This window comes from Phytopseudomonas straminea (assembly GCF_900112645.1).
In the GTDB taxonomy this organism is placed as follows: domain Bacteria; phylum Pseudomonadota; class Gammaproteobacteria; order Pseudomonadales; family Pseudomonadaceae; genus Aquipseudomonas; species Aquipseudomonas straminea.
Window position 1 is genome coordinate 119049 of record NZ_FOMO01000003.1, and the last position, 22424, is coordinate 141472.

Genomic DNA, 22424 nt, shown 5'->3' on the forward strand with positions numbered 1-22424 from the left:
TATGCGAATTTGCCAGCGTGTAGTAACCGCTATGGTCCTGAGTCTGCCGCTTGCGGCTTTTGCTCAGGTGCCCGTACAAGATGGCAGCACCGGTAACGGTGGTGGCAACTCGAATGCCGGTTACGGCACGTCTGGCGCCTACGCTGGAGGTGGGGTGCAAACTCCATCTACAGCGCAGGGCATGCTGTTCAGTCAGCTCCAGCAGATGCAGCAGGATATTGCGCAACTGCGTGGCATGCTCGAAGAGCAGCAGAACGATATTCAGCGTTTGAAGAAGGAAAGCCTGGAGCGTTATCAGGACCTCGACAAACGACTGAGTAGTGGCCCCGCCACACAGAATTCTCAAACCGCGGGTGCCAGCAATGGTGCCGGTGGTACGTCCGCAGGTGCGGGCGAGGCAGGGCAGCAAGCCTCTGCCGAGCCGGCCGATCCTGCGAAGGAAAAGCTGTTCTACGATGCAGCTTTCGACTTGATCAAAGCCAAGGATTTCGACAAGGCAAGCCAGGCATTCGCCGCTTTCCTGCGTCGTTATCCCAACAGTCAGTACGCCGGCAACGCGCAATACTGGCTGGGTGAGGTTAACCTCGCCAAGGGCGATCTGCAGGGCGCGAGCCAGGCATTCGCCAAGGTCAGCCAAGCCTATCCGCAGCACAGCAAGGTGCCGGATTCACTGTATAAGCTGGCCGATGTGGAAATCCGCATGGGCAACAACGACAAGGCCAAGAGCACCTTGCAGCAGGTCATCGCCCAGTATCCGGGCACCTCTGCCGCTCAGTTGGCGCAGCGTGATCTGCAGCGTATTCGCTGATCGGAACGCTTATTCAAGAAACCCGCGCCAGTCGCGGGTTTTTTATGCCTGGAAAATGGGTGGCCACCGTGCGACTTCTGAGCGATGGCCTGCCACCGCGTGTTTCGTTTAGAATTGCCGCCCTTTTTCGCAACGGAGGCGGATGGCCTGTTTAGCTGTCACGCCCGGTGCCCCTATGAAAGATACCCTGCGCATCACCGAGATTTTCTTCTCGCTGCAGGGGGAAGCGCGTACCGCCGGCTTGCCGACAGTATTCGTGCGCCTGACCGGCTGCCCCCTGCGCTGTCAATACTGCGACACCGCCTATGCCTTCAGCGGCGGCGAGTTACTTACCCTGGATGCCATTCTCGAACAGGTGGCGAGCTACCGGCCGCGATACGTCTGCGTGACTGGTGGTGAGCCGTTGGCGCAGCCCAACTGCATCCCCCTGCTCGAAAAACTGTGCGATGCCGGCTACGACGTTTCTCTGGAAACCAGCGGAGCGCTGGACGTTGCCGCCGTCGATCCTCGGGTCAGCAAGGTTGTGGACCTGAAAACCCCGGGCTCGGCCGAAATGGGCCGCAACCGCTACGAGAACATCGTGCACCTGCAGCCGCGCGATCAGGTCAAGTTCGTGATCTGTTCGCGCGAGGACTACGACTGGTCGGTGAGCAAGGTCATTCAGTACGACCTTCCCGCACGTGTCGGTGAAGTGCTGTTCTCGCCCAGCCATGGGCAGGTCAGCGGTCGCCAGTTGGCCGAGTGGGTGATTGCGGACAACCTGCCGGTACGCATGCAGCTGCAGTTGCACAAGATTCTTTGGAACGATGAGCCGGGGCATTGACATGAGCGATAAGAAAGCGGTCATCCTGCTGTCGGGCGGCCTCGATTCCGCCACTGTGGTGGCAATGGCCAGGGAGCAGGGTTACAGCTGCTACAGCATGAGTTTCGATTACGGGCAGCGGCATCGCTCCGAGCTGCAGGCGGCCGAGCGGGTGGCGCGCCAGCTCGGCGTGGTCGAGCACAAGGTCATCGGCATCAATCTCGATGGTATCGGTGGTTCGGCGCTGACCGATGCCAGCATCGAGGTACCGCAGAGCCCGACCACGGGCATTCCGGTCACCTATGTACCGGCTCGCAATACCGTGTTCCTGTCCCTGGCGCTGGGTTGGGCCGAGGTGCTGGAGGCCCAGGACATCTTTATCGGTGTCAATGCGGTGGACTATTCGGGCTACCCGGATTGTCGACCGGAGTTCGTCAGCGCGTTCGAGCACATGGCCAACCTGGCGACCAAGATGGGTGTGGAAGGGCGGCGCGTTCGTATCCAGGCGCCGCTGCAGATGCTCAGCAAAGCCGAGATCGTGCAGGCAGGCTCGCGTCTGGGGGTCGATTACGGCCTCACCGTTTCCTGCTACCTGGCCGATGTCGATGGTCGTGCCTGCGGCAAGTGCGACAGCTGTAGGCTGCGCGCAGCGGGTTTTGTGGCGGCCGGTATGCCTGACCCAACGCGCTATCAGTGAAAAGAATGCAGGGGCAGTAAAAAAGTTTTCGGCGGGTGTTGAATTCCTGAGTTAAATCAGTATCATAGCGCTCGCACCACGGGTCGTTAGCTCAGTTGGTAGAGCAGTTGGCTTTTAACCAATTGGTCGTAGGTTCGAATCCTACACGACCCACCATCTCAAGCCTTCTAAGTGAAGGCGCACTAAAAAGCCCGAATCTCTACAGAGGTTCGGGCTTTTTAGTTTCTGTCTCAAGGAACCGGGCTGGCAGCTCCAGGGAGCCGCCAGCTGCGCGGTTTACACCTTGACGATCCAGCCTTCTGGGGCTTCGACGTCACCGGACTGCACGCCGGTCAGTTCAGCGTACAGGCGGCTGACCACCGGGCCGACTTCCTTCTCGCTGTGGAACACGTGCAGCTTGCCGTTGTACTCGATGCCGCCGATCGGTGTGATCACCGCCGCGGTGCCGCAAGCGCCGGCTTCCTTGAATTCGCTCAGCTTGTCGATGAACACGTCGCCTTCGATGACCTTCAGGCCCAGGCGGCTCTGGGCCAGTTCGATCAGCGACAGGCGGGTGATGCCTGGCAGTACCGACGGTGATTTCGGGGTGACGAATTCGTCGTTGTGGGTGATGGCGAAGAAGTTGGCCGAGCCGACTTCCTCGATCTTGGTGTGGGTCTGCGGATCGAGGTAGATACAGTCGGCGAAGTTGTTCTTTTTGGCTTGCGAGCCCGGCATCAGGCTGGCGGCGTAGTTGCCGCCGACCTTGGCGGCGCCGGTGCCCTGAGGCGCGGCACGGTCATAGCTGGAGATCACGAAGTTGTTCGGCTTCATGCCGCCTTTGAAGTACGGGCCGACCGGGATGCAGAAGACCGAGAAGATGAACTCGGGTGCGGTACGCACGCCGATGTTGTCGCCCACGCCGATCACGAACGGGCGCAGATACAGCGCGCCGCCCGAGCCATACGGCGGAATGAAGCGCTCATTGGCTTTGGCCACCTGCTTGCAGGCTTCGATGAACTGCTCGGTCGACGGCGCCGGCATCAGCAGGCGGGCGCAGCTGCGCTGCATGCGCAGGGCGTTCTGGTCGGGGCGGAACAGATTGATCGAGCCGTCCTTGCAGCGGTAGGCCTTGAGGCCCTCGAAGCACTGCTGGCCGTAGTGCAGGGCGGTCGAGCCCTCGCTGATGTGCAGCACGTTGTCTTCGGTCAGCGTGCCCTGATCCCAGTCGCCGTTGCGCCAGTGCGACAGGTAGCGCTGGTCGGTCTTGATGTAGTCGAAACCCAGCTTGTCCCATTCGATGTTTTCGTAAGCCATGACATCCTCAATCGCTGAACGGCCACTGCGGCGTGCGTATGTCCGTTGAATTTTCAGGGTGACCGCACAGGCGCTTGCTTGTGCAGTCGGTAAAAGGGTGGGCTGTTCGTCAGGCCCAAGGCGTGCCTGATCGCTAACGATGGCCGTAGCGGTGATGATGCGGCGGATTATCGTGGCGATCAACCGGTGTCGCGCTGGCAGGCGCGGCGAGATTGAAAAAACTTGGTCAATGCACCACCATGCGCGCCCGCGCCACCCGACATTGCTGCTTTTGCAGGCGAGGCGGCGGCGCGCTCCGGCAGGCGCAGTGCGTCTGGCGGTATACTCCACGTCCCGTGCAGATAGACCTCGATAGGGCCTGATGACATGACGCAGATTGCCGAGCGACTTCTAGTCCAGGCTCACCTCGACGCCAAGCAGCCAGAGACGCTGACCGCGGAGCAGGAAGCGTTCTACCGTGATGAAATTGCCAAGGAGCTGAAGCGCCAGAACGCCGTGCTGGTCGCTCACTATTATTGCGACCCGGTGCTGCAGGCGTTGGCCGAAGAGACTGGCGGCTGCGTGTCCGACTCCCTGGAAATGGCGCGCTTCGGCAACCAGCATTCGGCGCAGACCGTGCTGGTGGCTGGCGTCAAGTTCATGGGCGAGACCGCCAAGATCCTCAACCCGGAAAAGCGCGTGCTGATGCCGACGCTGGAGGCCACCTGCTCGCTGGACCTGGGTTGCCCAGTCGATGAGTTCGCCGCGTTCTGCGATCAGCACCCGCAGCGCACCGTGGTGGTGTATGCCAACACCTCGGCGGCCGTGAAGGCGCGCGCCGACTGGGTGGTGACTTCTGGCTGCGCGGTGGAGATCGTCGAGCACCTGATGGACAACGGCGAGAGCATCATCTGGGCGCCGGACCAACACCTGGGCCGCTACATCCAGAACAAGACCGGCGCCGACATGCTGCTCTGGGATGGTGCCTGCATCGTTCACGAGGAGTTCAAGGCGCGTCAGCTGCAGGACATGAAGGCGCTGTACCCGGAAGCTGCGGTGCTGGTGCACCCGGAGTCGCCGACGGCGGTGATCGAGCTGGCCGATGCGGTCGGCTCGACCAGCCAACTGATCGCCGCGGCCCAGCTCATGTCCAACAGGACCTTTATCGTCGCCACCGACCGCGGCATCTTCTACAAGATGCAGCAGCTTTGCCCAGACAAGGAATTCGTGGCAGCGCCGACTGCCGGTAACGGCGCGGCGTGCCGCAGTTGTGCGAACTGCCCTTGGATGGCGATGAACACCTTGCAGCGCACGCTGCAGTGCCTGCGCGAGGGTAGCAATGAAGTGTTCGTGGACCCGGCGCTGATTCCGCGGGCCATCAAGCCGCTCAAGCGCATGCTGGACTTCACCCAGGCCGCCCGCCTGAAGCAGGCCGGCAACGCCTGACTCCCCAGCCCGATACGCCATCGGCCGATAGCGTATCGGGCTCGTGCTGCGCCCTTAGAGCCTGTTCACGATCTCGCGAGCTAGAGCCATACAAGGCAAAAACAGGCGAGGAAGCGGAGTTTACGAGCTGTAAATGAGCAGTACTCGCTTCGCTCGCCCTGCGGGCCGCGCTAAAGCGCGTTAGCCGCAAGCGGCTTGCCGAGCCTGTTTTTAACACAGTAGGGCCGACGCGCAGCAGATCGTGAACAGGCTCTTAGCCGCGCAGCATTTCCTCGGTCATACGTTTCTCTTCGATCAACTCCTTCTGCCTAGCGTCGATACGCGAGGCCAGCTGGAAGTTGTTGGAGGCGCGGCGCTTGGCGAAGTCGAGCTGTTCGATGGCCTGGTTGTAATCGCCGACCAGTGCGAAGTACTCCGCACGGGCCTGATGCAGGCCGATGGTGTTGCCGCTCAATCCGCGCACTTCCGCCACCTGATACCAGACATCCGGATCCTTCATGCGCCGCTTGAGCAGATCGTTGAGCGCCTGCTCGGCGGCGGGAATCTTGCGCTGCTTGAGCAAGAGGTCGATGCGCGCCTGGTTCAGCGGGTAATTGTTTGGGTACAGGTCGAGCATGCGGCTGACGCGCTGCTCGCTCGCTGGCAGGTGGTTGGCGGCAGAGTCCAGGCTGATCTGCGCCAGGTTATAGGTGATGTCGTTGGGTGCCTTCTGCAGCAGCGGTGCCAGCACGTCACGGGCTTCGTCGAACTGACTACCCTTGATCAGCGCGATGGCCAGGCCATAGCGGGCGGCATCCATGTTCGGGTTTTCGTCGAGCTGAGCGCGGAAGCGTTTGGCGGCAATGCCCGGGGTTTCCTCATAGGTCAGTTGCACGCGCGCGCGCATCAGTTGGTAGCGCAGGCTGTCTTCGGTGCCGCCAGCGGGGAACTGCTCGGCGCGGTTGCGGGTGTCGGCGATCCGCGACTCTGAAACCGGGTGGGTGAGCAGGAATTCCGGCGGCATGCGGTCGTAGCGGTACTGGCGCATCAGGCGTTCGAACATGCTTGGCATCGAGCGCGGGTCGTAACCGGCCTTTTCCAGGTTGACCAGGCCGATACGGTCAGCCTCCTGCTCGTTCTGCCGCGAGAAACGCCGCTGTTCCTGAATGGCCGCCGCCTGGGTCGAGGCGATGGCGGCGATACCGGCATCACCGGCGCCGGCTGCGGCAGCGACGATGCCGGCGAGCATGGCGGCCATGACCGGCAACTGCATGCGCTTCTGGGCTTCCAGGCCGCGGGCGAAGTGGCGCTGTGACAAGTGCGCCAGTTCGTGGGCTAGTACCGAGGCGTATTCGCCTTCGGTCTGGGCATAGAGGAACAGGCCGCCGTTGACGCCGATGATCCCGCCGGGCGCGGCGAAGGCGTTGATCTGCGGGCTGTTGAGCAGCACGAACTCGAGGCGCCGGTCCTGTACCTGGCTGGTTTCGGCCAGGCGGTAGACGCTGCTCTCGACGTAGTCCTTGAGCTGCGGGTCTGATAGCTGGCTGACCTGGCCACGCACGATGCTCAGCCAGGCGCGGCCCAGCTGGTATTCCTGTTGCGGCGAGACCATCGCCGAGCTGGCGTCACCGAGGGAGGGCAGGTCGCTGGCCATGGCCGGTTGTGCCAGCAGGCAGGCGAGCGTCAGCAGAGTGGGGCGCAGAACATTCATGCACAGGGCTCTTGTTTGATCAGTGCCGTACTGTAGCGGCCAGGCAGTTGCCTGACCAGCGCCGGCAGGGCTTGGGTTATGCTGTCAGCCTGCAAACGGGAGGGTGTCATGAGTGAAGTGTCGGATTGGCAGGGCGAGCATCAGGCCGAGCTGGATGCCTGCGGGCTGAATTGCCCGCTGCCGCTGCTCAAGGCCAAGGTGGCGCTCAATGGCCTGGCCAGTGGCGAGGTGCTGAAGGTGTCGGCCACGGATGCCGGGTCGCAGCGCGATTTTCGTGCCTTCGCGCGCCTGGCTGGTCACATGCTACTGCGTGAGGAAAGCGAGGGCGGGGTGTTTCGCTACTGGTTGCGCAAGGCGTGATGCGAGTGCCGTGCACTGAATGAAAAATGCCGCTCGAGAGCGGCATTTTTATCTGTATCAGGCTTTGTTCAAGGCCTGGGCGGCGGCCAGTACTTCGTCGACATGGCCGGGCACTTTCACCCCGCGCCATTCCTGGCGCAGCACGCCGTTCTTGTCGAGTAGAAAGGTGCTGCGGTCGATGCCCAGATATTCCTTGCCGTAGAGCTTCTTGAGCTTGATCACGTCGAACAGGTTGCAGACGCTTTCATCCTTGTCCGAGATCAGTTCGAAGGGAAAGCCCTGCTTGGCCTTGAAGTTCTCGTGAGTCTTCAGGCTGTCGCGTGAAACCCCGACGATCACCGTGTTGGCGGCGGCGAAGGCCTCATTAGCATCGCGAAAACCCTGGCCCTGGGTGGTGCAGCCTGGGGTGTTGTCCTTCGGGTAGAAGTAGATCACCAGCTGCGTGCCCTTGTGGGCGGCCAGGTTGAAATCACCGCCGGTGGCCGGCGCGCTGAAGTCGGGAACGGGGGAATCGATAGCGATGGCCATGGGGCAGGGCTCCTTATGGATTCTGTGGGCGCCAGGGTTCGATCAGGGCATCCAGGTTCAGTGCGTCCGCGAAATCCAGGAACTGGTCGCGCAGCCAGCTGATCTGGGTGCCCGCGGGCAGGGTGACGGTCAGGGTGGCGTTGAGCATGGTGCCGCCTGTTTGCGGCGCCTGATAGGTATCGCAAGTCAGCGCTTCAAGCTCGACGCGGTGGTCGATGAAGAACTGGCACAGTTCATTGAGGATGTCCGGGCGGTACACGGAGCTGACGTAGGCCACGTAGGGCAGCGCCTGGGGGCGTACCTCCTGGGCGGCGCTGCGGATCACGTTGGCGGTGAACTCGTGTTTCTTGGCCAGGGCCGGCAGGCCGGCTTCGAGGCGAGCCAGGGCATCCCAGTTGCCGGAGATCTGCAGCACCAGTGCGCTGAGTTCGCCGTGGCGGCTCAGGCGCGTGCTGATCACCGCACAGCGGTTTTCATGGCTGGCTCGGCACAGCACGTTGGTCAGCTCCATGGCGTTGCTGCCAAGTGCGCTGATGACGAGGAATTGTTCGCGAACTGGGGGGGTGGACATGCAGCCTTCCTAAACGTTGAACGCCCGACGCTATAGACAGCGCCAAACAAACTCGCAGGGTAGCGAAAAGCGCTCGTCAGGGGAATGACCATCTATGTTCTGGCCGTGCTGTCGAGCATGCGCAATGCCCGCCATCACAGCCACTTGGTCGCTTGTGCAAGGCTGGTGGCGCCAGTACCATTACGGCTCTCTTTTTCGGCAGGAGCGGTTGCATGATTGCGGGCAGTATGGTGGCACTGGTCACGCCCATGGATGCGCAGGGTAATCTCGACTGGGAGGCCCTGAGCAAACTGGTGGACTTCCACCTGCAAGAGGGCACCCATGCCATCGTCGCGGTCGGCACCACAGGCGAATCGGCGACGCTCGATGTCAACGAGCACATCGAAGTGATTCGTCGCGTGGTGGATCAGGTCGCCGGGCGCATCCCGGTCATCGCCGGCACCGGCGCCAACTCCACCCGGGAAGCGGTCGAGCTGACCCAGAATGCCAAGAGCGCCGGCGCCGACGCCTGCCTGCTGGTCACCCCTTACTACAACCGGCCGACCCAGGAAGGCCTGTATCTGCACTTCCGCCATATCGCCGAAGCCGTGGCCATCCCGCAGATTCTCTACAACGTGCCAGGTCGTACCGCCTGCGACATGCTGCCGGAAACCGTCGAGCGCCTGTCCAAGGTCGATAACATCATCGGCATCAAGGAAGCCACCGGCGACCTGCAGCGTGCCCGTGACATCCTCGACCGCGTCGGCTCGAGCTTCAGCCTCTACTCCGGTGACGATCCGACCGCGGTCGAGCTGATCCTGCTCGGCGGCAAAGGCAATATCTCGGTGACCGCCAACGTCGCACCGCGCGCCATGAGCGACATGTGCACCGCTGCCATGCGCGGTGAAGCCGCAATCGCCCGGGCCATCAACGACCGTATGATGCCCCTGCACAAGAACCTGTTCATCGAAGCCAATCCGATTCCGGTGAAGTGGGCCCTGAATGAAATGGGCATGATGGCCGACGGCATTCGCCTGCCGCTGACCTGGTTGAGCCCCCGTTGTCACGAACCGCTGCGTCAGGCCCTGCGCCAGTCCGGTGTATTGGTCTAATCGAGGAACTACGACGCATGAAGCGACTGGCCGGACTTTCCGCACTTGCCCTGATCATCACCAGCACCAGTGGCTGTGGCTGGATCTGGGGCGAAAATGGCTACTTCCGCGACCGCGGCAGTGATTACCTGGGCGCACGTCAAACCGCGCCGATGAAGCTGCCAGCCGACGTCGAAGCCAAGCGCCTCGACCCGCTGCTGCCGGTTCCCCAGCAGATTCGCGACAGCGACGTGAAGGGCGAATATGAAGTGCCGCGCCCACAGGCGCTCACCGTCGCCGCAAACGTCAGCGACTTCAGCCTGCAGAACAGCGGCGACTCCAGCTGGCTGGTCGCCCAGCGCGTACCGGCCGAAGTGTGGCCAGGCGCGCGGCAGTTCTTCGAAGACGGCGGTTTCCGCATTGTCGACGAGCGCCCGCAGACCGGTGAATTCAGCACCGACTGGCAGCGTTTCGACGCCCTGTCCAGCAGCATGCAGAGCCGCCTGACCGGCCGCGTCGGTGGTCTGGACAGCAACACAGAAACCCGTGTGCACGTGCGTCTCGAGCCAGGCGTGCAGCGCAATACCAGCGAAATTTTCGTGGTCAGCGCCCAGCGTCCGGCCGGCAGCAATGCTGACGTGCCGTTCACCGAGCGCAGCGTTAACAAGACCCTCGACGCCGCACTGCTCGACGAGCTGCAGGCCAGCCTGACTCGCAGCGTGGAGCAGGGCGGCTCGGTTTCGCTGCTCGCCGGCCGCGACTTCGATGCGCCGAATCGCGTAGCGCTGTCGCAGGATGGCAACGGCAACCCGATCCTCAACCTGAGCACCGACTTCGACCGCGCCTGGTCCGGCGTGGGCCGCTCGCTGCGCATGGCTGACCTGCGCGTCGACGATATCAACCGTACTCTGGGCGTGTACTACGTCAACCTGGCCGAAGGCCCGCAGCGCAACAACGAGAAGCCGGGCTTCTTCAAGCGCATGTTCGGCGGCTCGGAAGACAAGGCTGCCATCGAAGCGCGCGCCGAGCGTTACCAGGTGCGCCTGACCGCCGTGGGCGACACCGTGCAGGTAACCGTCGAGAAGGACATCAACACCGTGGCGCCGGCCGATGTGGCCCGCAAGGTGCTGGACATGATCCAGGAGAACCTCGGCTAGGGACTCCTGGCACGAGTTTGGCGACAGGCGAAACCCCTTGGGTTTCGCCTTTTGTTTTCACAGGCAGGGCGTTTTCCTGCCGCCCCTTACAGCCGTGGTGCGTCCGTTTGACGCCGTGCGGCGCGACTATCCCGCGACGAGGCGCAATCCCGACATGAGCACACCTTCTCTGAGCCTGAAAAAGATCTATTCGGGCAAAGTCCGCGACCTCTACGAGATCGACGACAAGCGCATGCTGATGGTCGCCACCGATCGCCTCTCGGCCTTCGACGTGATCCTCGAGCAGCCGATTCCGGACAAGGGCAAGATCCTCACCGCGATCTCCAACTTCTGGTTCGATAAGCTGGCCCACGTGGTGCCCAACCACTTCACCGGTGATCGCGTCGAAGACGTGGTGCCGGCCGCCGAGCTGCCCCTGGTCGAAGGTCGCGCCGTGGTCGCCAAGCGCCTCAAGCCGGTGGCCGTGGAGGCCATCGTGCGCGGCTACATCGTCGGTTCCGGCTGGAAGGAATACCAGAAGAGCGGCACCGTGTGCGGCATCGCGCTGCCTGCCGGCCTGAAGGAAGCGGCCAAGCTGCCCGAGCCGATCTTCACTCCGTCGACCAAGGCCGCCGTGGGCGACCATGACGAGAACATCAGCTTCGCCCAGTGCGAGGCGATCATCGGCGCCGAACTGGCCGCCAAGGTGCGCGACACCTCCATCGCCCTGTACAAGGCAGCGGTGGAATACGCGGCCACCCGCGGCATCATCATCGCCGACACCAAGTTCGAGTTCGGCCTCGACGAAGACGGCACCCTGACCCTGATGGACGAGGTGCTGACCCCGGATTCCAGCCGCTTCTGGCCGGCCGACAGCTACGCCGAGGGCAGCAACCCGCCGAGCTTCGACAAGCAGTTCGTGCGCAACTGGCTGGAGTCCACCGGCTGGAACAAGGAGCCGCCGGCCCCGGCCGTACCGGCTGATGTCGCCCAGAAGACCGCCGACAAATATCGCGAAGCGCTGACCCGGCTGACCGCCTGATCACGCGTTGCCAACGCAGACGCTGCCGTTGCCGAAAGGGAGTGGCGGCGTTTTCGTTGGGTTCGTCTGTAACTCAATCCAGTTGGCGCATCCAGCAGCTTGCGGTTTTGGCATTGGCGAGGGCCACGTCGCAACCTTTTCCCGCCATGGCGCTTGGTGTAGGTTAGCGGCTGGGTGCCACCGCAGTTGCGGCAAGGCAGGTTCATTTCCGCGCCGGTCGGGCCGCCAGCGCAGAGCACACGCCGCGATGATTCCAGCCTTGTCTCGCCAATCCTTCCCCTCACATCCGGAAACGCTTTCCACTGTTCCCGTGGCTCGCCATGACGCCTCGATGGGAGCTGCTCAGCGATGAGCCAATTGTCGGAGTTGGAACAAGAGGAAAGCGGTCCCCGTTATCTGGGTTACGCGCGTGCCAGTGAAACTGCCAATCTGATCAGCCAGCTGTTCGACCTGGAGCTGGCGGGCTGTAACCGGCTAGTGTCCGAGCAGACCAAGAACAACTGGCGCAACCGTCCCGAACTGACCCGCCTGCTCAGTGAGCTGGGCCCCGGCGACGTACTCACCGTCACCAAGCTTGATCGCCTGGCGCGCAGCACCCGGGAGCTTTTGGAAATCGCCGAGCGCATTCATATCAGTGGCGCGGGGCTGCGCAGCCTGTCCGAACCCTGGGCGGATACCACCACGGAAAACGGCCTGGCCGTGCTGGCGGTCTTCGCCGGCATCGTCGAATTCGAGCGCTCGCTGATCCTGGAGCGAACCAAGGACGGCCGCGAGGCTGCCAAGGCGCGCGGCGTGAAATTCGGCGCCAAGCCGACGCTGACCAATGAGCAGATCGACGAGGCGAAACGGCTGATCGATCAGCAAGGCCAGTCAGTCGATCAAGCGGCCAAGGCGCTCAATGTGCATCGGTCTACGCTTTACCGCGCGCTGCGGCGAGTCGAAAAACAGTAACCATCCAAGACCGCTATCTACTCGCGCCATGTGCCTATAAGTCAGGCATCAGCCACGTAAGGTGAGCAGCGACTCGATGGCCGCCGTGGAGCCACCGCATACGATGACCAGCACGTTGTTCAACTCAGCGAGGGAAACCTTGCCTCCATACAACACAGCCAGGGCTGCGCCACAGGCTGGCTCGACCAGGGTGCGGTGATCGTTCAGATAGGTCAGGCAAGCCTCTACAGCCTCTCGATCCGAGACCTGAACAGGTATCACGGGCCGCTCTTCTGACACGTCGAAGGCTCTGCGGCAAACCTGACGCGCTGCAAGGGAGGTCGCGACCCCGGAAACCGCTGGAATCTCCACGAGCTGTCCTGCGCTGATGGAGGCCTGCAGCGATGCGGTTCCGTGTGTCTCGACCGCATAGATCGGCACATTGACGAGGCCATTGCGACGCAAGCCCTCATCGACGCCAGCCAGGAGGCCGCCACCGCCAACAGAGAGCACAACGGCATCCGGACGTAGGCCATCGGCGACGACCTCATCGATCATCGACGCATGACCGGTCCACAGAAGCGGATCGTCGAACGGATGAATGAAGGCGTCAGCTGCTGTCTGCAAGGAACGGGCAAGCTCGTTGGCCTCGAACCAGGACTCGCCGTGAACGATCACTTCAGCCCCTTCCATCTTGAGCAGGCTTCGCGCGCGCTCCGAACTCGTCTGCGGAACGACCACGATCACCGGTACACCCAGGCGGCGCCCGGCGTAGGCGACGGCGAGTCCGGCATTGCCGCCCGAGGACGAAATGAAGCGCTCGGCGCCCCTTTCGTGGTGCTGCTCAAAGGCGAAGCCAACGCCACGAATCTTGAAGGATCCGCCTGGTTGCATGGCCTCCATCTTCATCCACACCTTGGTACCGACACGGTTACTCAGAGGCAGCGATTCCAGAAGAGGGGTCTTGATGCTCAGCGACATGCTTTTCAACTCCGTGTAATGGGGTAACTCGGTTCATGGCTTGCAGGGAAGGAGGTTACAGCTGGATTCTCGCCTCGTTCGCCGAAGGCGCGTCTGCGCTTTTCCAGGATTGCTTCAAGGTCGACACGATAGCGCGTCGACGGGAAGTGGCGGCAAGAATACTTGCTCATCCGCAGCGGGATACGCCGGGCAAGGTCACTTCGGCGGCTGACCTGAGGGGGGCTGGCGTCACTCATCTCATCCGCACATAGCCCCGCTACTCCGTCAGTCTTCAGGGCTGGTGGGCTATTCGGAGTTTTCTGCAAAAACTTCAGAGCTTTCCGCAAGAAGCCGTCACCGATCTGCCACTAAATTCCGCCATCCGCTTCTGCAAGCCTGTGATCGCCAGATCCTCGTATCTGGGCTAGACTCAAAGCAGGGGTACCCCATAGATAATCCCTACAAGAGGATGGGCGTGATGTTCAAAGCCAGCCAGGTCTTGCAGCCGGAGTTTCTCGCGCAGGTCTCCGCCGCCAAAGCCGCCGATTTCTTTCCCGCCATCAGTGCCAACTACAACGTCGACGAAACCGCGTACCTCGAGGAGCTGCTCAAGCTCGCCGATCCCGGTGCTGCGGGTATCGAGAGCATTCGTCAGCAGGCGCGTAGCCTGATTCAGGACGTGCGCGGTCGCGACAATGCGGTCGACACCCTCGATGCACTGCTGCGCCAGTACAGCCTGGATACCCAGGAAGGCCTGATGCTGATGTGCCTGGCCGAAGCGCTGTTGCGCGTGCCGGATGCCAGCACCGCCGATGCGCTGATTCGCGACAAGCTCAGCGCTGCCGAGTGGGAGCGACACCTGGGCAAGAGCGACAACGTGCTGGTCAACTTCGCGGCCTGGGGCCTGGTGATGACCGGCAAGGTTGTCGACCCGCAAGCTGCCGACGGGCGCCCGAAGAAAGTGCTCGGTCGCCTCATCCAGCGTTCCGGCGAGCCGGTGATTCGCGCGGCGATGAACCAGGCCATGAAGTTGATGGGTAAGCAGTTCGTGCTCGGTCGCACCATCAGCGAGGCGCTGAAGAACGGTCGCCCGGAGCGCGAGAAGGGTTACACCTATTCCTTCGACATGCTTGGCGAAGCGGCGCTGACCGCCGAGGACGCCGAAAAGTACATGGCCGACTACCGCAAGGCCATCGACACCGTCGGTGCCGAGCCGCAGGTCGGTCCAGGCCCGAAGCCGTCGATCTCCATCAAGCTGTCCGCGCTGCACCCGCGTTATGAAACGGCCCAGCGCGAGCGCGTGCTCAGCGAGCTGTTTGCCAACGTGCGCGAGCTGGCCATCCGTGCGCGCAAGCTCAACGTGGGCATTTCGGTGGATGCCGAAGAGGCGGATCGCCTCGAGCTGTCCCTGGAGCTGTACGAAAAACTGCTGCGTGACCCGGCCATCGCCGGCTGGGGCGAGTTCGGCCTGGTCATCCAGGCGTACTCCAAACGCTGCCTGCCGGTGCTGGTGTGGCTGACCCTGCTGGGCAAGGAGCTTGGTGAGAAGATGCCGCTGCGCCTGGTAAAGGGCGCCTATTGGGACAGCGAGATCAAGCAGTGCCAGGTGTGGGGCCTCGACGGCTATCCGGTATTCACCCGCAAGGAAGGTACCGATACCTCGTATCTGGCCTGCGCGCGCTACCTGCTCAGCGATTTCACCCGCGGCGTGATCTACCCGCAGTTCGCCAGCCATAACGCCCACACCGTCAGCTGCATCCTGGCCATGGCCGCCGAGCAGGCATCGCCGCGCGAGTTCGAGTTCCAGCGCCTGCACGGCATGGGCGACGCGCTGTACGACACGGTGCTGGAGAAGCACCGCAAGACCGTACGCATCTACGCCCCGGTCGGCGCCCACAAGGACCTGCTGCCGTACCTGGTGCGTCGCCTGCTGGAGAACGGTGCCAACTCGTCGTTCGTGCACCAGCTGGTCGACCCGAGCGTACCGGTCGAGTCGCTGATCGATCATCCGGTCACCCAGCTGCGCAAGTTCGCCAGCCTCGCCAATAACAAAATCCCGCTGCCGCCTGCGCTGTACGGGGCCACACGGAAAAACTCCCAAGGCATCAACATGAACATCCAGACATCGCTGACCGAACTCGAAAATGCCTACCGTCCGCAGCTTGATCGCCAGTGGCAGGCGGCGCCGGTGATCAATGGCCAGACCCTGAGCGGCACCGCTCAGGAGGTTCGTTGCCCGTATGATCTGAACAAGATGGTCGGCACCGCCCAGTTCGCCACCGCCGCTCAGGCCGCCCAGGCGCTGGATGGCCTGAGCGCTGCCTGGCCGAACTGGAACGCCACCACCATCGACGCCCGTGCCAGCGTGCTCGAGCGCCTGGCCGACCTGCTGGAAAAACACCGTGCCGAGCTGATGGCGCTGTGCACCGTGGAAGCTGGCAAATCCATGCAGGACGGTATCGACGAAGTGCGCGAGGCAGTCGACTTCTGCCGTTACTACGCCCAGCAGGCGCGCCTGAAACTGGGCCGCGAAGAACTCAAGGGCCCGACCGGCGAGCGCAATGAGCTGTTCCATGAAGGCCGCGGCATTTTCGTTTGCGTGAGCCCTTGGAACTTCCCGCTGGCCATCTACCTCGGTCAGATCACTGCTGCCCTGGTGGCCGGCAACGTGGTGCTGGCCAAGCCGGCCGAGCAGACCAGCCTGATCGCTGCCCGTGCCCTGGAACTGATGTTCGAAGCCGGCCTGCCGAAGGACGTGATCGCCTTTCTGCCGGGCGACGGCGCCACCCTGGGCGGCGTGTTCTGCCGCGACCCGCGTGTGGCCGGCGTGTGCTTCACCGGCTCCACCGACACGGCGCGGATCATCAACCGCCAACTGGCCGAGAAAGACGGCATGATCGCCACCCTGATCGCCGAGACCGGCGGCCAGAACGCGATGATCGTCGACTCCACCGCACTGCCCGAGCAGGTGGTCAAGGATGCCGTCGGCTCGGCCTTCACCAGTGCCGGCCAGCGCTGCTCGGCCCTGCGCGTGCTGTACGTGCAGCGTGACATCGCCGACCGAGTGATCGACCTGCTCAAGGGCGCCATGGCCGAGCTGAAGATCGGTCCGACCCACCTGCGTGAGAACGATATCGGCCCGGTGATCGATGCCGAGGCCCGCGAAGGCCTGCTGGCGCATATCGACCAGCTGAAAGGCGAGGGCAAGCTGATCGCCGAGGCTGCGGTGGCAGGCGACCTGAACGGTCATTTCGTCGCGCCGGTGGCCTTCGAGATCGGCGGCATTCACGAACTGAAGAAAGAACAGTTCGGCCCGGTGCTGCACGTGGTGCGCTACGACGCCGGCGATCTGGAGAAGGTCGTGGCAGCCATCAACGCCACCGGTTACGGATTGACCCTTGGCATTCACAGCCGAAACGAGGAAACTGCCGCCCGCATCGAAGCCCTGGCGCGTGTCGGCAATCTGTATGTGAACCGCAACCAGATCGGTGCGGTGGTCGGCGTGCAGCCGTTCGGCGGTTGCGGCCTGTCCGGCACCGGCCCTAAGGCCGGCGGCCCGAGCTACCTGTTGCGCTTCGTCAACGAGCGCACCACCTCAGTGAACACCACGGCGGTGGGCGGCAACGCTTCATTGCTGTCGCTGGGCGACGAGTAACAGACAACGGGTAGGAATCGATGAGATTTCTGCCCGTTTTGCTATTGGGGGCTGATGCCCCGAATCGGTAACGCCGCCACAAGAGTGGCGTACCTGGAGCACGGCCGTGATTGATGGTCGTGATGTGCCAACTGGACCGGGTCACCCGGTTTTAATAAAAACAAACGAGAGGGGCTTTCCCCAATGACTGCAAGTACTCCCATGCTGGTCACCTTCGTGGTCTATATCCTGGCCATGGTGCTGATCGGTTTCATTGCCTACCGCGCGACCAAGAACTTCTCCGACTACATCCTCGGTGGTCGCAGCCTTGGCAGTTTCGTGACGGCGCTGTCCGCCGGTGCCTCGGACATGAGCGGATGGCTGCTGATGGGCCTGCCGGGCGCCATCTTCATCGCCGGTATCTCGGAAAGCTGGATCGCCATCGGCCTGATCCTCGGCGCCTGGCTGAACTGGCTGTTCGTTGCCGGTCGCCTGCGTGTGCACACCGAGCACAATAACAACGCGCTGACCCTGCCGGACTTCTTCACCCACCGCTTCGAAGACAACAGCAAGCTGCTGCGCATCTTCTCGGCGCTGGTGATACTGGTGTTCTTCACCATTTACTGCGCCTCGGGCGTGGTGGCCGGTGCGCGCCTGTTCGAATCCACCTTCGGCCTGAGCTACGACGTGGCTCTATGGGTCGGTGCTGCAGCGACCATCGCCTATGTGTTCGTCGGCGGCTTCCTGGCGGTGAGCTGGACCGACACCGTGCAGGCCACCATGATGATCTTCGCGCTCTTGATCACCCCGGTGTTCGTGATCCTTGCCCTTGGCGATTTCGATACCGCGATGACCACCATCGAGCAGGCCAACCCAGCCAACTTCGACATGTTCCGCGGTCTGTCCTTCGTCGCCATCGTGTCGCTGCTGGCCTGGGGCCTGGGCTATTTCGGCCAGCCGCACATTCTGGTGCGCTTCATGGCGGCCGACTCGGTCAAGTCGATCCCGGCGGCACGCCGCATCGGCATGATCTGGATGATCCTGTGCCTGGGCGGCGCCGTGGCCGTGGGCTTCTTCGGTATCGCCTACTTCGCCAACAACCCGGCCCTGGCCGGCCCGGTGAGTGATAACAGCGAGCGCGTGTTCATCGAACTGACCAAGATCCTCTTCAACCCGTGGGTTGCCGGTATCGTGCTGTCGGCCATTCTGGCCGCGGTGATGAGCACCCTGAGCTGCCAGCTGCTGGTGTGCTCCAGCGCCCTGACCGAAGACTTCTACAAGGCCTTCCTGCGCAAGGGCGCCAGCGAGAAGGAACTGGTGTGGGTCGGCCGCCTGATGGTGCTGCTGATCGCCATCGTCGCCATCGCCATCGCCTCCAACCCGGACAGCAAGGTGCTGGGCCTGGTGTCCTACGCCTGGGCTGGTTTCGGCGCGGCCTTCGGCCCGGTGGTGATCCTGTCGCTGGTCTGGAAAGGCATGACCCGCAACGGCGCGTTGGCCGGCATGGTGGTCGGTGCGGCCACCGTGGTGCTGTGGAAGAACTTCATCGGTCTGGGCCTGTACGAGATCATTCCGGGCTTCATCCTCGCCACCCTGGCTATCGTGGTATTCAGCAAGATCGGTAGTCCGGCCTCGCCAGCGATGGTCAAGCGCTTCGACGAAGCCGAGAAGGAATACCAGGACGCGCATCTCTGATCGTACCTGCGTAGCCTGTTGATCGAAGGCCCGGACATTGTCCGGGCCTTTTCATTGGTGCCTGCTGGTAAGCTTGCCGCCCAGCCATCAGGAGCCCGCCATGACCACGTCCAAAGACCCGCTGCACGGCATTACTTTGCAGGCCATTCTTACCGAGCTGGTGGAGCAACTGGGCTGGGACGGCCTGGCCCAGCGCATCGACATCCGCTGCTTCAAGAGCGACCCAAGCATCAAGTCGAGCCTGACCTTTCTGCGCAAAACGCCCTGGGCGCGGGAGAAGGTTGAGGCACTTTATCTGAAGCGCAAGCGCTAAGCGCCATTACCCTGATCGTTCCTCACGCTCCGCGTGGGGATGCCTCTCTGGATGCTCTGCGTCCGCTTCCAAATGTCACGTTCCTGCACAAGCGGACGCAGAGCACCCTGGCTGGGCTAGTACGCAGGAGCGTGGGAGCGATCTTAAATAAGGTACAAGTGGGCAGAGTTGCTGCCGCTTTCGTAGGAGGGGCTTCAGCCCCGAGCTTTATTAGGGCTTGAAGAGCTCGCGGCTAAAGCCGCTCCTATGGATCATGCGAATGGCCGATTTCGCCACGTAGCGTCAGCTTAAATCGCAGCAGCCTCTAGCGAAGCAATTGCGTCGTCTGTTGCTGCGGTGGCGGCGCACATTGCGTCCGTGCCCCGGTTTGCAGATAGGGCGCCAGAATCGGCTGCATGCCCTTGAGCACCTGCACCGGCAGCGCCGAGGTGAAGCGAAAGTTCTCTGCGGCGCGGCCCGGTACGAAGGCGGTGAGGGTGCCGAAGTGATCGGGGCCGAGAAAGAACACGAAGGTAGCGGTGCGGTTCTGCACCCGCGAGCTGATCACCTGGCCGTCGCGGCCGACGCTGGTCATGCGGTTGTCGCCGGTGCCGGTCTTGCCGCCGAGGATCAGCGGGCTGCCGTCGGCCAGGGTGAAGGCGCCCTGCAAGCGTCGCGCGGTGCCGCCATCCACTACTTGTGACAGGGCTTCGCGCAGCGCTGCGGCGACCTCCGGGGCCATCACTCGCTTGCCCGCTTCGAGCACGTGCCCCAGGCGCGTGTCGTAGGGCGTGCTGCCGGCGAAATGCAGGCTGTCGATGCGCACGGTGGGCAGGCGGATGCCGTCATTTTGGATAATGCCAATCAGCTCGGCCAGGGCTGCAGGGCGATCACCCGAGCTGCCCAGGGCGGTGGCCAGCGACGGCACCAGGTACTCGAACGGGTAACCCAGGTTTTGCCAGCGCTGATGGATATCCAGAAACGCCTCGACCTCCAGCATGATACGAATGCGGCTGTCGCGGGCGCTCTTGTGGCGGCTCTTGAACAGCCAGCCATAGACCTCCTGGCGCTGCTCGGCGCTGGCGCTCACCGCGTCGTTGAACGACGCTTGCGGATGGTCGATCAGGTATTTCAGCAGCCACAGCTCCAGCGGATGCACGCGGGCAATATAGCCCTGATCAGGCAGGCTGAAGGCGCCTGGGCCGTAGCGCCGGTAAAGCTCGTCGATGCGCTTGTCGCTGATCCGCACGCCGGGCAGATGGGCGCGGATGAAGTTGGCAAAGGTCGCCTGATCCACTTCCGGCATCAGGTAGCGGTGCACCGCGGCCAGCCGTGTATCGGTCAGGCGCAGGCCGCCGATAAAGGTGTCCAGACGCTCCTGAGCGGACTGGCCCTGGTACTTGCGCCAGAAGCGCAGCATGAAGGTGGTGCCCTCGCGGTCGGCGAAGCGGCTCAGGTATTCCTGGCGCCGTGGGTCCTTGTCGTCCCTGAGCAGGGCGGCGCTGTTGCCCGGCGCCTGATAGGTGCTGTAGCGCACCAGGTCGCGCATCAGGCGCACGAAAGGCAGGTTGATCGATTCGCGCAGCGACTCGCGCAGGGTGGGCAGTCGGCCGTCGTCCTCGCGGCGGAAGTTGCCGAAGGTGTGCAGGCCGCCGCCGGTGAAGAAGCGCTCCGCCGGGCTGGCCGAGTAGCGGCGCTCCAGGGCTGCGTCGAGCATGCTGGTCAGGTCGGCGCCCGGGTTGCGCAGCAGGTAATCGACGGCCCAGCGGCTGAGCAGATCCTGATCGGCGATATCCTGCCCGCGCAATTGCGCCGGGCTCAGGCCGGCCAGGCGTCCATGCAGTTCGGCGATCACCTCCAGATAAGTGGCCATTACCCGCAGTTTGGCGGTGGAGCCCAGCTCCAACTTGCTGCTCTCGTTGATGTCGAACGGCTGATGGGTGTTGTCGGTCTGTACACGCACCTGGTTGCCGTTGGGGGTGCGCTCGAACAGGGTGAAGCTGTAGCTGACGTCGCCGGTCTTACTGGGCGACAGCAGTCGGTCGCCGAACAGGCCGACGCTTTCGGCGAACGCCGGGTCGGCGAGTTGCTCCAGATACAGGCTGACCTGTTGCTGCAGGTCGGAGTTGAGGCTGGCGCGGGCGTCCAGGTCGAGGTGGTCGAGTTCGTAATAGGACAGGTTGAGTAGCCCGGCCAGTCGCGCCCGCGCCATGCTCACGCCCTTGTCGCTGTCGATACGTTGCAGGTTCGGATCGGTCTGCCAGTCGCGGTAAGTCACCTGCTGGGCGAGGGCCGCGTCGCGTAGCTTGGCGTCCAGCACGCCACCATCGGTCAGCAGGCGCAGATGGCTGTCCACCAGGGCGGCCAGCTCTGCCCGGCCCTGGGCGAGGTAGTAGGAGGGGCGGCGCTGGGCGATCATCAGCGATAGCACCTGGCGCAGCGCGAGGCCGCGTTCGGCCAGGTTTGTCTCATCGCTTTGGTCCGCGGCGAGCAGGCGATTGGTGGTGACGAAATCCACGCCGAACCAGATGCGCAGGCCGTCGGCCAAACCGTGCACTTCACCATGGCCGGGGGCAGCCGAGAGCGGCACGCTGTTGAGGTAGTCGCGCAGGATGTTCTGCCGCGCAGCAAGGGTCTGCGGGCCGCTCTGGTAGGCGCGTACACTGGCCGAGACCATCTGCCGCAATTTCTCGACGGGCGCATGGGTGATGCCGTCCGGCGAGTGACGGTATTTCTCCAGCTGGGTGGCCAGGGTGCTGCCGCCGGCGGACTGATCCTGCATGCCGGCGTACTTGCCGACCTGGGAAAAAGCTGCCTTGACGAAGCGCGGCCAGTCCACAGCCGGGTTGGCTTCAGCCGGTTCTGCGGCGAGCAGCTGACGGTCCTCGACGAACAGCAGGCTGCCGACCACCAACGGTGGAATGTCGGCGAAGCTGGGGTAGCGCTGGCGCGGGTTGCGCACGGTATAGAAGGGCGTGCCGCGGCAATCCTCGATGTTCACGCCGGTCTGCGCCTTCTCGGCGTAGGGCGGGAAGAAGCCGCGCTGGGTGTAGTCGGCCAGGGCAGGGGAGAAGCGCGCTTGTTGCAGCACTTCGAAGTCACGGCTTTGCAGGCGCTCGATAAAGGTCGGCAGGCGGCTGTAGCCCTGACGCTTATCGAAGGGGCCATTGCCGGGGTAGATGATGGCGTCGCTGGCGCCATCCTTCACCTCATAGGTAAGCGTGGCGGCGTAGCGGCTCAGCTCGGTCGACTGGAAGTAGGCGGTGCGTAGCTCGAAGACTGCCAGCCCCGTGATACCCATCAGCCCGAGCAGCAGCGTCGAACCAACCACCCAGCGCACGTGATGCTTGCGGGGCTTGGGTTTACGCGGCACCGCGGTCGCAACCTTGTGTTCGCGAGCAGGCGGTGCGGAGTCGGATCGCCATAGTGCGCCCATGGTTAACTGGCCCTGGCTTGTCCTTTCCTGACAGAGTAGCCGCTCTGGCGTG

General features: G+C 63.2%; 18 protein-coding genes and 1 tRNA gene. 13 read left to right on the plus strand and 6 right to left on the minus strand.

Annotated elements, in window-relative coordinates:
- Nucleotide 1: 1 nt before the first annotated feature.
- The 4 genes from ybgF (at nucleotide 2) to BM279_RS08335 (ending at nucleotide 2463) form a co-directional block, all read left to right on the plus strand.
- Nucleotides 2-808 carry a tol-pal system protein YbgF gene (ybgF, locus tag BM279_RS08320; RefSeq protein WP_093502733.1) on the plus strand — a complete coding sequence of 269 codons (807 nt, stop codon included), beginning with the start codon at nucleotides 2-4 and terminating at the stop codon, nucleotides 806-808.
- A gap of 175 nt (nucleotides 809-983) precedes the next feature.
- The gene (gene queE / locus BM279_RS08325) at nucleotides 984-1631 is read left to right on the plus strand and encodes a 7-carboxy-7-deazaguanine synthase QueE (RefSeq protein ID WP_093502735.1); all 648 of its coding nucleotides are present in this window, start codon (nucleotides 984-986) and stop codon (nucleotides 1629-1631) included.
- 1 nt (nucleotide 1632) lies between these two features.
- The gene (queC, locus tag BM279_RS08330) at nucleotides 1633-2307 is read left to right on the plus strand and encodes a 7-cyano-7-deazaguanine synthase QueC (protein ID WP_093502737.1); all 675 of its coding nucleotides are present in this window, start codon (nucleotides 1633-1635) and stop codon (nucleotides 2305-2307) included.
- Nucleotides 2308-2387: 80 nt separating this feature from the next.
- A tRNA-Lys gene (locus BM279_RS08335) sits at nucleotides 2388-2463 on the plus strand.
- Between the two features lie 120 nt (nucleotides 2464-2583).
- Here the strand turns inward: BM279_RS08335 and BM279_RS08340 are convergent.
- Nucleotides 2584-3603, minus strand: coding sequence for a branched-chain amino acid aminotransferase (locus BM279_RS08340; protein ID WP_093502739.1), 1020 nt, complete (start codon nucleotides 3601-3603; stop codon nucleotides 2584-2586).
- Between the two features lie 366 nt (nucleotides 3604-3969).
- On the opposite strand from BM279_RS08340, the gene nadA reads away from it, so the two are divergent.
- On the plus strand, nucleotides 3970-5028 hold the full coding sequence (nadA, locus tag BM279_RS08345) for a quinolinate synthase NadA (RefSeq protein ID WP_093502741.1): 1059 nt from the start codon (nucleotides 3970-3972) through the stop codon (nucleotides 5026-5028).
- Between the two features lie 253 nt (nucleotides 5029-5281).
- Here the strand turns inward: nadA and BM279_RS08350 are convergent, their stop codons facing one another.
- Nucleotides 5282-6718 (minus strand): M48 family metalloprotease, encoded by a 1437-nt coding sequence (locus tag BM279_RS08350; RefSeq protein ID WP_093502743.1) that lies wholly within the window; start codon nucleotides 6716-6718, stop codon nucleotides 5282-5284.
- A gap of 108 nt (nucleotides 6719-6826) precedes the next feature.
- Between BM279_RS08350 and BM279_RS08355 the strand changes: the two genes are divergently transcribed.
- Nucleotides 6827-7078, plus strand: a complete 252-nt coding sequence (locus BM279_RS08355; protein WP_093502745.1) for a sulfurtransferase TusA family protein — start codon at nucleotides 6827-6829, stop codon at nucleotides 7076-7078.
- A gap of 57 nt (nucleotides 7079-7135) precedes the next feature.
- On the opposite strand, the gene BM279_RS08360 is transcribed toward BM279_RS08355, so the two are convergent.
- Nucleotides 7136-7606, minus strand: coding sequence for a peroxiredoxin (locus BM279_RS08360; protein ID WP_093502747.1), 471 nt, complete (start codon nucleotides 7604-7606; stop codon nucleotides 7136-7138).
- 13 nt (nucleotides 7607-7619) lie between these two features.
- Nucleotides 7620-8177 (minus strand): glycine cleavage system transcriptional repressor, encoded by a 558-nt coding sequence (locus tag BM279_RS08365; protein WP_093502749.1) that lies wholly within the window; start codon nucleotides 8175-8177, stop codon nucleotides 7620-7622.
- A gap of 212 nt (nucleotides 8178-8389) precedes the next feature.
- On the opposite strand from BM279_RS08365, the gene dapA reads away from it, so the two are divergent.
- The 4 genes from dapA to BM279_RS08385 all read left to right on the plus strand — a co-directional run bounded on the left by dapA (nucleotide 8390) and on the right by BM279_RS08385 (nucleotide 12376).
- Nucleotides 8390-9268, plus strand: coding sequence for a 4-hydroxy-tetrahydrodipicolinate synthase (gene dapA / locus BM279_RS08370; RefSeq protein WP_093502751.1), 879 nt, complete (start codon nucleotides 8390-8392; stop codon nucleotides 9266-9268).
- 17 nt (nucleotides 9269-9285) lie between these two features.
- Complete coding sequence (gene bamC / locus BM279_RS08375; protein ID WP_093502753.1) at nucleotides 9286-10404, plus strand: outer membrane protein assembly factor BamC; 1119 nt, start codon at nucleotides 9286-9288, stop codon at nucleotides 10402-10404.
- A gap of 154 nt (nucleotides 10405-10558) precedes the next feature.
- A complete protein-coding gene (locus BM279_RS08380; RefSeq protein WP_093502755.1) occupies nucleotides 10559-11425 on the plus strand; it encodes a phosphoribosylaminoimidazolesuccinocarboxamide synthase in 867 nt (288 codons plus the stop codon).
- Between the two features lie 348 nt (nucleotides 11426-11773).
- Nucleotides 11774-12376 carry a recombinase family protein gene (locus BM279_RS08385; RefSeq protein ID WP_093502757.1) on the plus strand — a complete coding sequence of 201 codons (603 nt, stop codon included), beginning with the start codon at nucleotides 11774-11776 and terminating at the stop codon, nucleotides 12374-12376.
- Nucleotides 12377-12424: 48 nt separating this feature from the next.
- On the opposite strand, the gene BM279_RS08390 is transcribed toward BM279_RS08385, so the two are convergent.
- On the minus strand, nucleotides 12425-13336 hold the full coding sequence (locus BM279_RS08390) for a pyridoxal-phosphate dependent enzyme (protein WP_093502759.1): 912 nt from the start codon (nucleotides 13334-13336) through the stop codon (nucleotides 12425-12427).
- 457 nt (nucleotides 13337-13793) lie between these two features.
- Here BM279_RS08390 and putA point away from each other — a divergent pair, with 457 nt between their 5' ends.
- The 3 genes from putA (at nucleotide 13794) to BM279_RS08405 (ending at nucleotide 18957) form a co-directional block, all read left to right on the plus strand.
- Complete coding sequence (gene putA / locus BM279_RS08395) at nucleotides 13794-16970, plus strand: bifunctional proline dehydrogenase/L-glutamate gamma-semialdehyde dehydrogenase PutA (protein WP_093502761.1); 3177 nt, start codon at nucleotides 13794-13796, stop codon at nucleotides 16968-16970.
- Nucleotides 16971-17153: 183 nt separating this feature from the next.
- Nucleotides 17154-18644, plus strand: a complete 1491-nt coding sequence (putP, locus tag BM279_RS08400; protein WP_093502763.1) for a sodium/proline symporter PutP — start codon at nucleotides 17154-17156, stop codon at nucleotides 18642-18644.
- A gap of 100 nt (nucleotides 18645-18744) precedes the next feature.
- Nucleotides 18745-18957: a VF530 family protein gene (locus BM279_RS08405; protein ID WP_093502765.1), complete on the plus strand. Its 213-nt coding sequence runs from the start codon at nucleotides 18745-18747 to the stop codon at nucleotides 18955-18957.
- Between the two features lie 304 nt (nucleotides 18958-19261).
- Here the strand turns inward: BM279_RS08405 and BM279_RS08410 are convergent, their stop codons facing one another.
- On the minus strand, nucleotides 19262-22372 hold the full coding sequence (locus tag BM279_RS08410; RefSeq protein ID WP_093502767.1) for a transglycosylase domain-containing protein: 3111 nt from the start codon (nucleotides 22370-22372) through the stop codon (nucleotides 19262-19264).
- Between the last annotated feature and the right edge of the window lie 52 nt (nucleotides 22373-22424).

Coding starts and splice junctions, on each gene's coding strand:
- dapA (WP_093502751.1), top strand. CDS start 8,390: ATGATTGCGGGCAGTATGGTGGCACTGGTCACGCCCATGGATGCGCAG.
- putP (WP_093502763.1), top strand. CDS start 17,154: ATGACTGCAAGTACTCCCATGCTGGTCACCTTCGTGGTCTATATCCTG.
- nadA (WP_093502741.1), top strand. CDS start 3,970: ATGACGCAGATTGCCGAGCGACTTCTAGTCCAGGCTCACCTCGACGCC.
- BM279_RS08380 (WP_093502755.1), top strand. CDS start 10,559: ATGAGCACACCTTCTCTGAGCCTGAAAAAGATCTATTCGGGCAAAGTC.
- ybgF (WP_093502733.1), top strand. CDS start 2: ATGCGAATTTGCCAGCGTGTAGTAACCGCTATGGTCCTGAGTCTGCCG.
- queC (WP_093502737.1), top strand. CDS start 1,633: ATGAGCGATAAGAAAGCGGTCATCCTGCTGTCGGGCGGCCTCGATTCC.
- BM279_RS08360 (WP_093502747.1), bottom strand. CDS start 7,606: ATGGCCATCGCTATCGATTCCCCCGTTCCCGACTTCAGCGCGCCGGCC.
- BM279_RS08365 (WP_093502749.1), bottom strand. CDS start 8,177: ATGTCCACCCCCCCAGTTCGCGAACAATTCCTCGTCATCAGCGCACTT.
- BM279_RS08390 (WP_093502759.1), bottom strand. CDS start 13,336: ATGTCGCTGAGCATCAAGACCCCTCTTCTGGAATCGCTGCCTCTGAGT.
- BM279_RS08355 (WP_093502745.1), top strand. CDS start 6,827: ATGAGTGAAGTGTCGGATTGGCAGGGCGAGCATCAGGCCGAGCTGGAT.
- bamC (WP_093502753.1), top strand. CDS start 9,286: ATGAAGCGACTGGCCGGACTTTCCGCACTTGCCCTGATCATCACCAGC.
- BM279_RS08385 (WP_093502757.1), top strand. CDS start 11,774: ATGAGCCAATTGTCGGAGTTGGAACAAGAGGAAAGCGGTCCCCGTTAT.
- BM279_RS08340 (WP_093502739.1), bottom strand. CDS start 3,603: ATGGCTTACGAAAACATCGAATGGGACAAGCTGGGTTTCGACTACATC.
- queE (WP_093502735.1), top strand. CDS start 984: ATGAAAGATACCCTGCGCATCACCGAGATTTTCTTCTCGCTGCAGGGG.
- putA (WP_093502761.1), top strand. CDS start 13,794: ATGTTCAAAGCCAGCCAGGTCTTGCAGCCGGAGTTTCTCGCGCAGGTC.
- BM279_RS08410 (WP_093502767.1), bottom strand. CDS start 22,372: ATGGGCGCACTATGGCGATCCGACTCCGCACCGCCTGCTCGCGAACAC.
- BM279_RS08350 (WP_093502743.1), bottom strand. CDS start 6,718: ATGAATGTTCTGCGCCCCACTCTGCTGACGCTCGCCTGCCTGCTGGCA.
- BM279_RS08405 (WP_093502765.1), top strand. CDS start 18,745: ATGACCACGTCCAAAGACCCGCTGCACGGCATTACTTTGCAGGCCATT.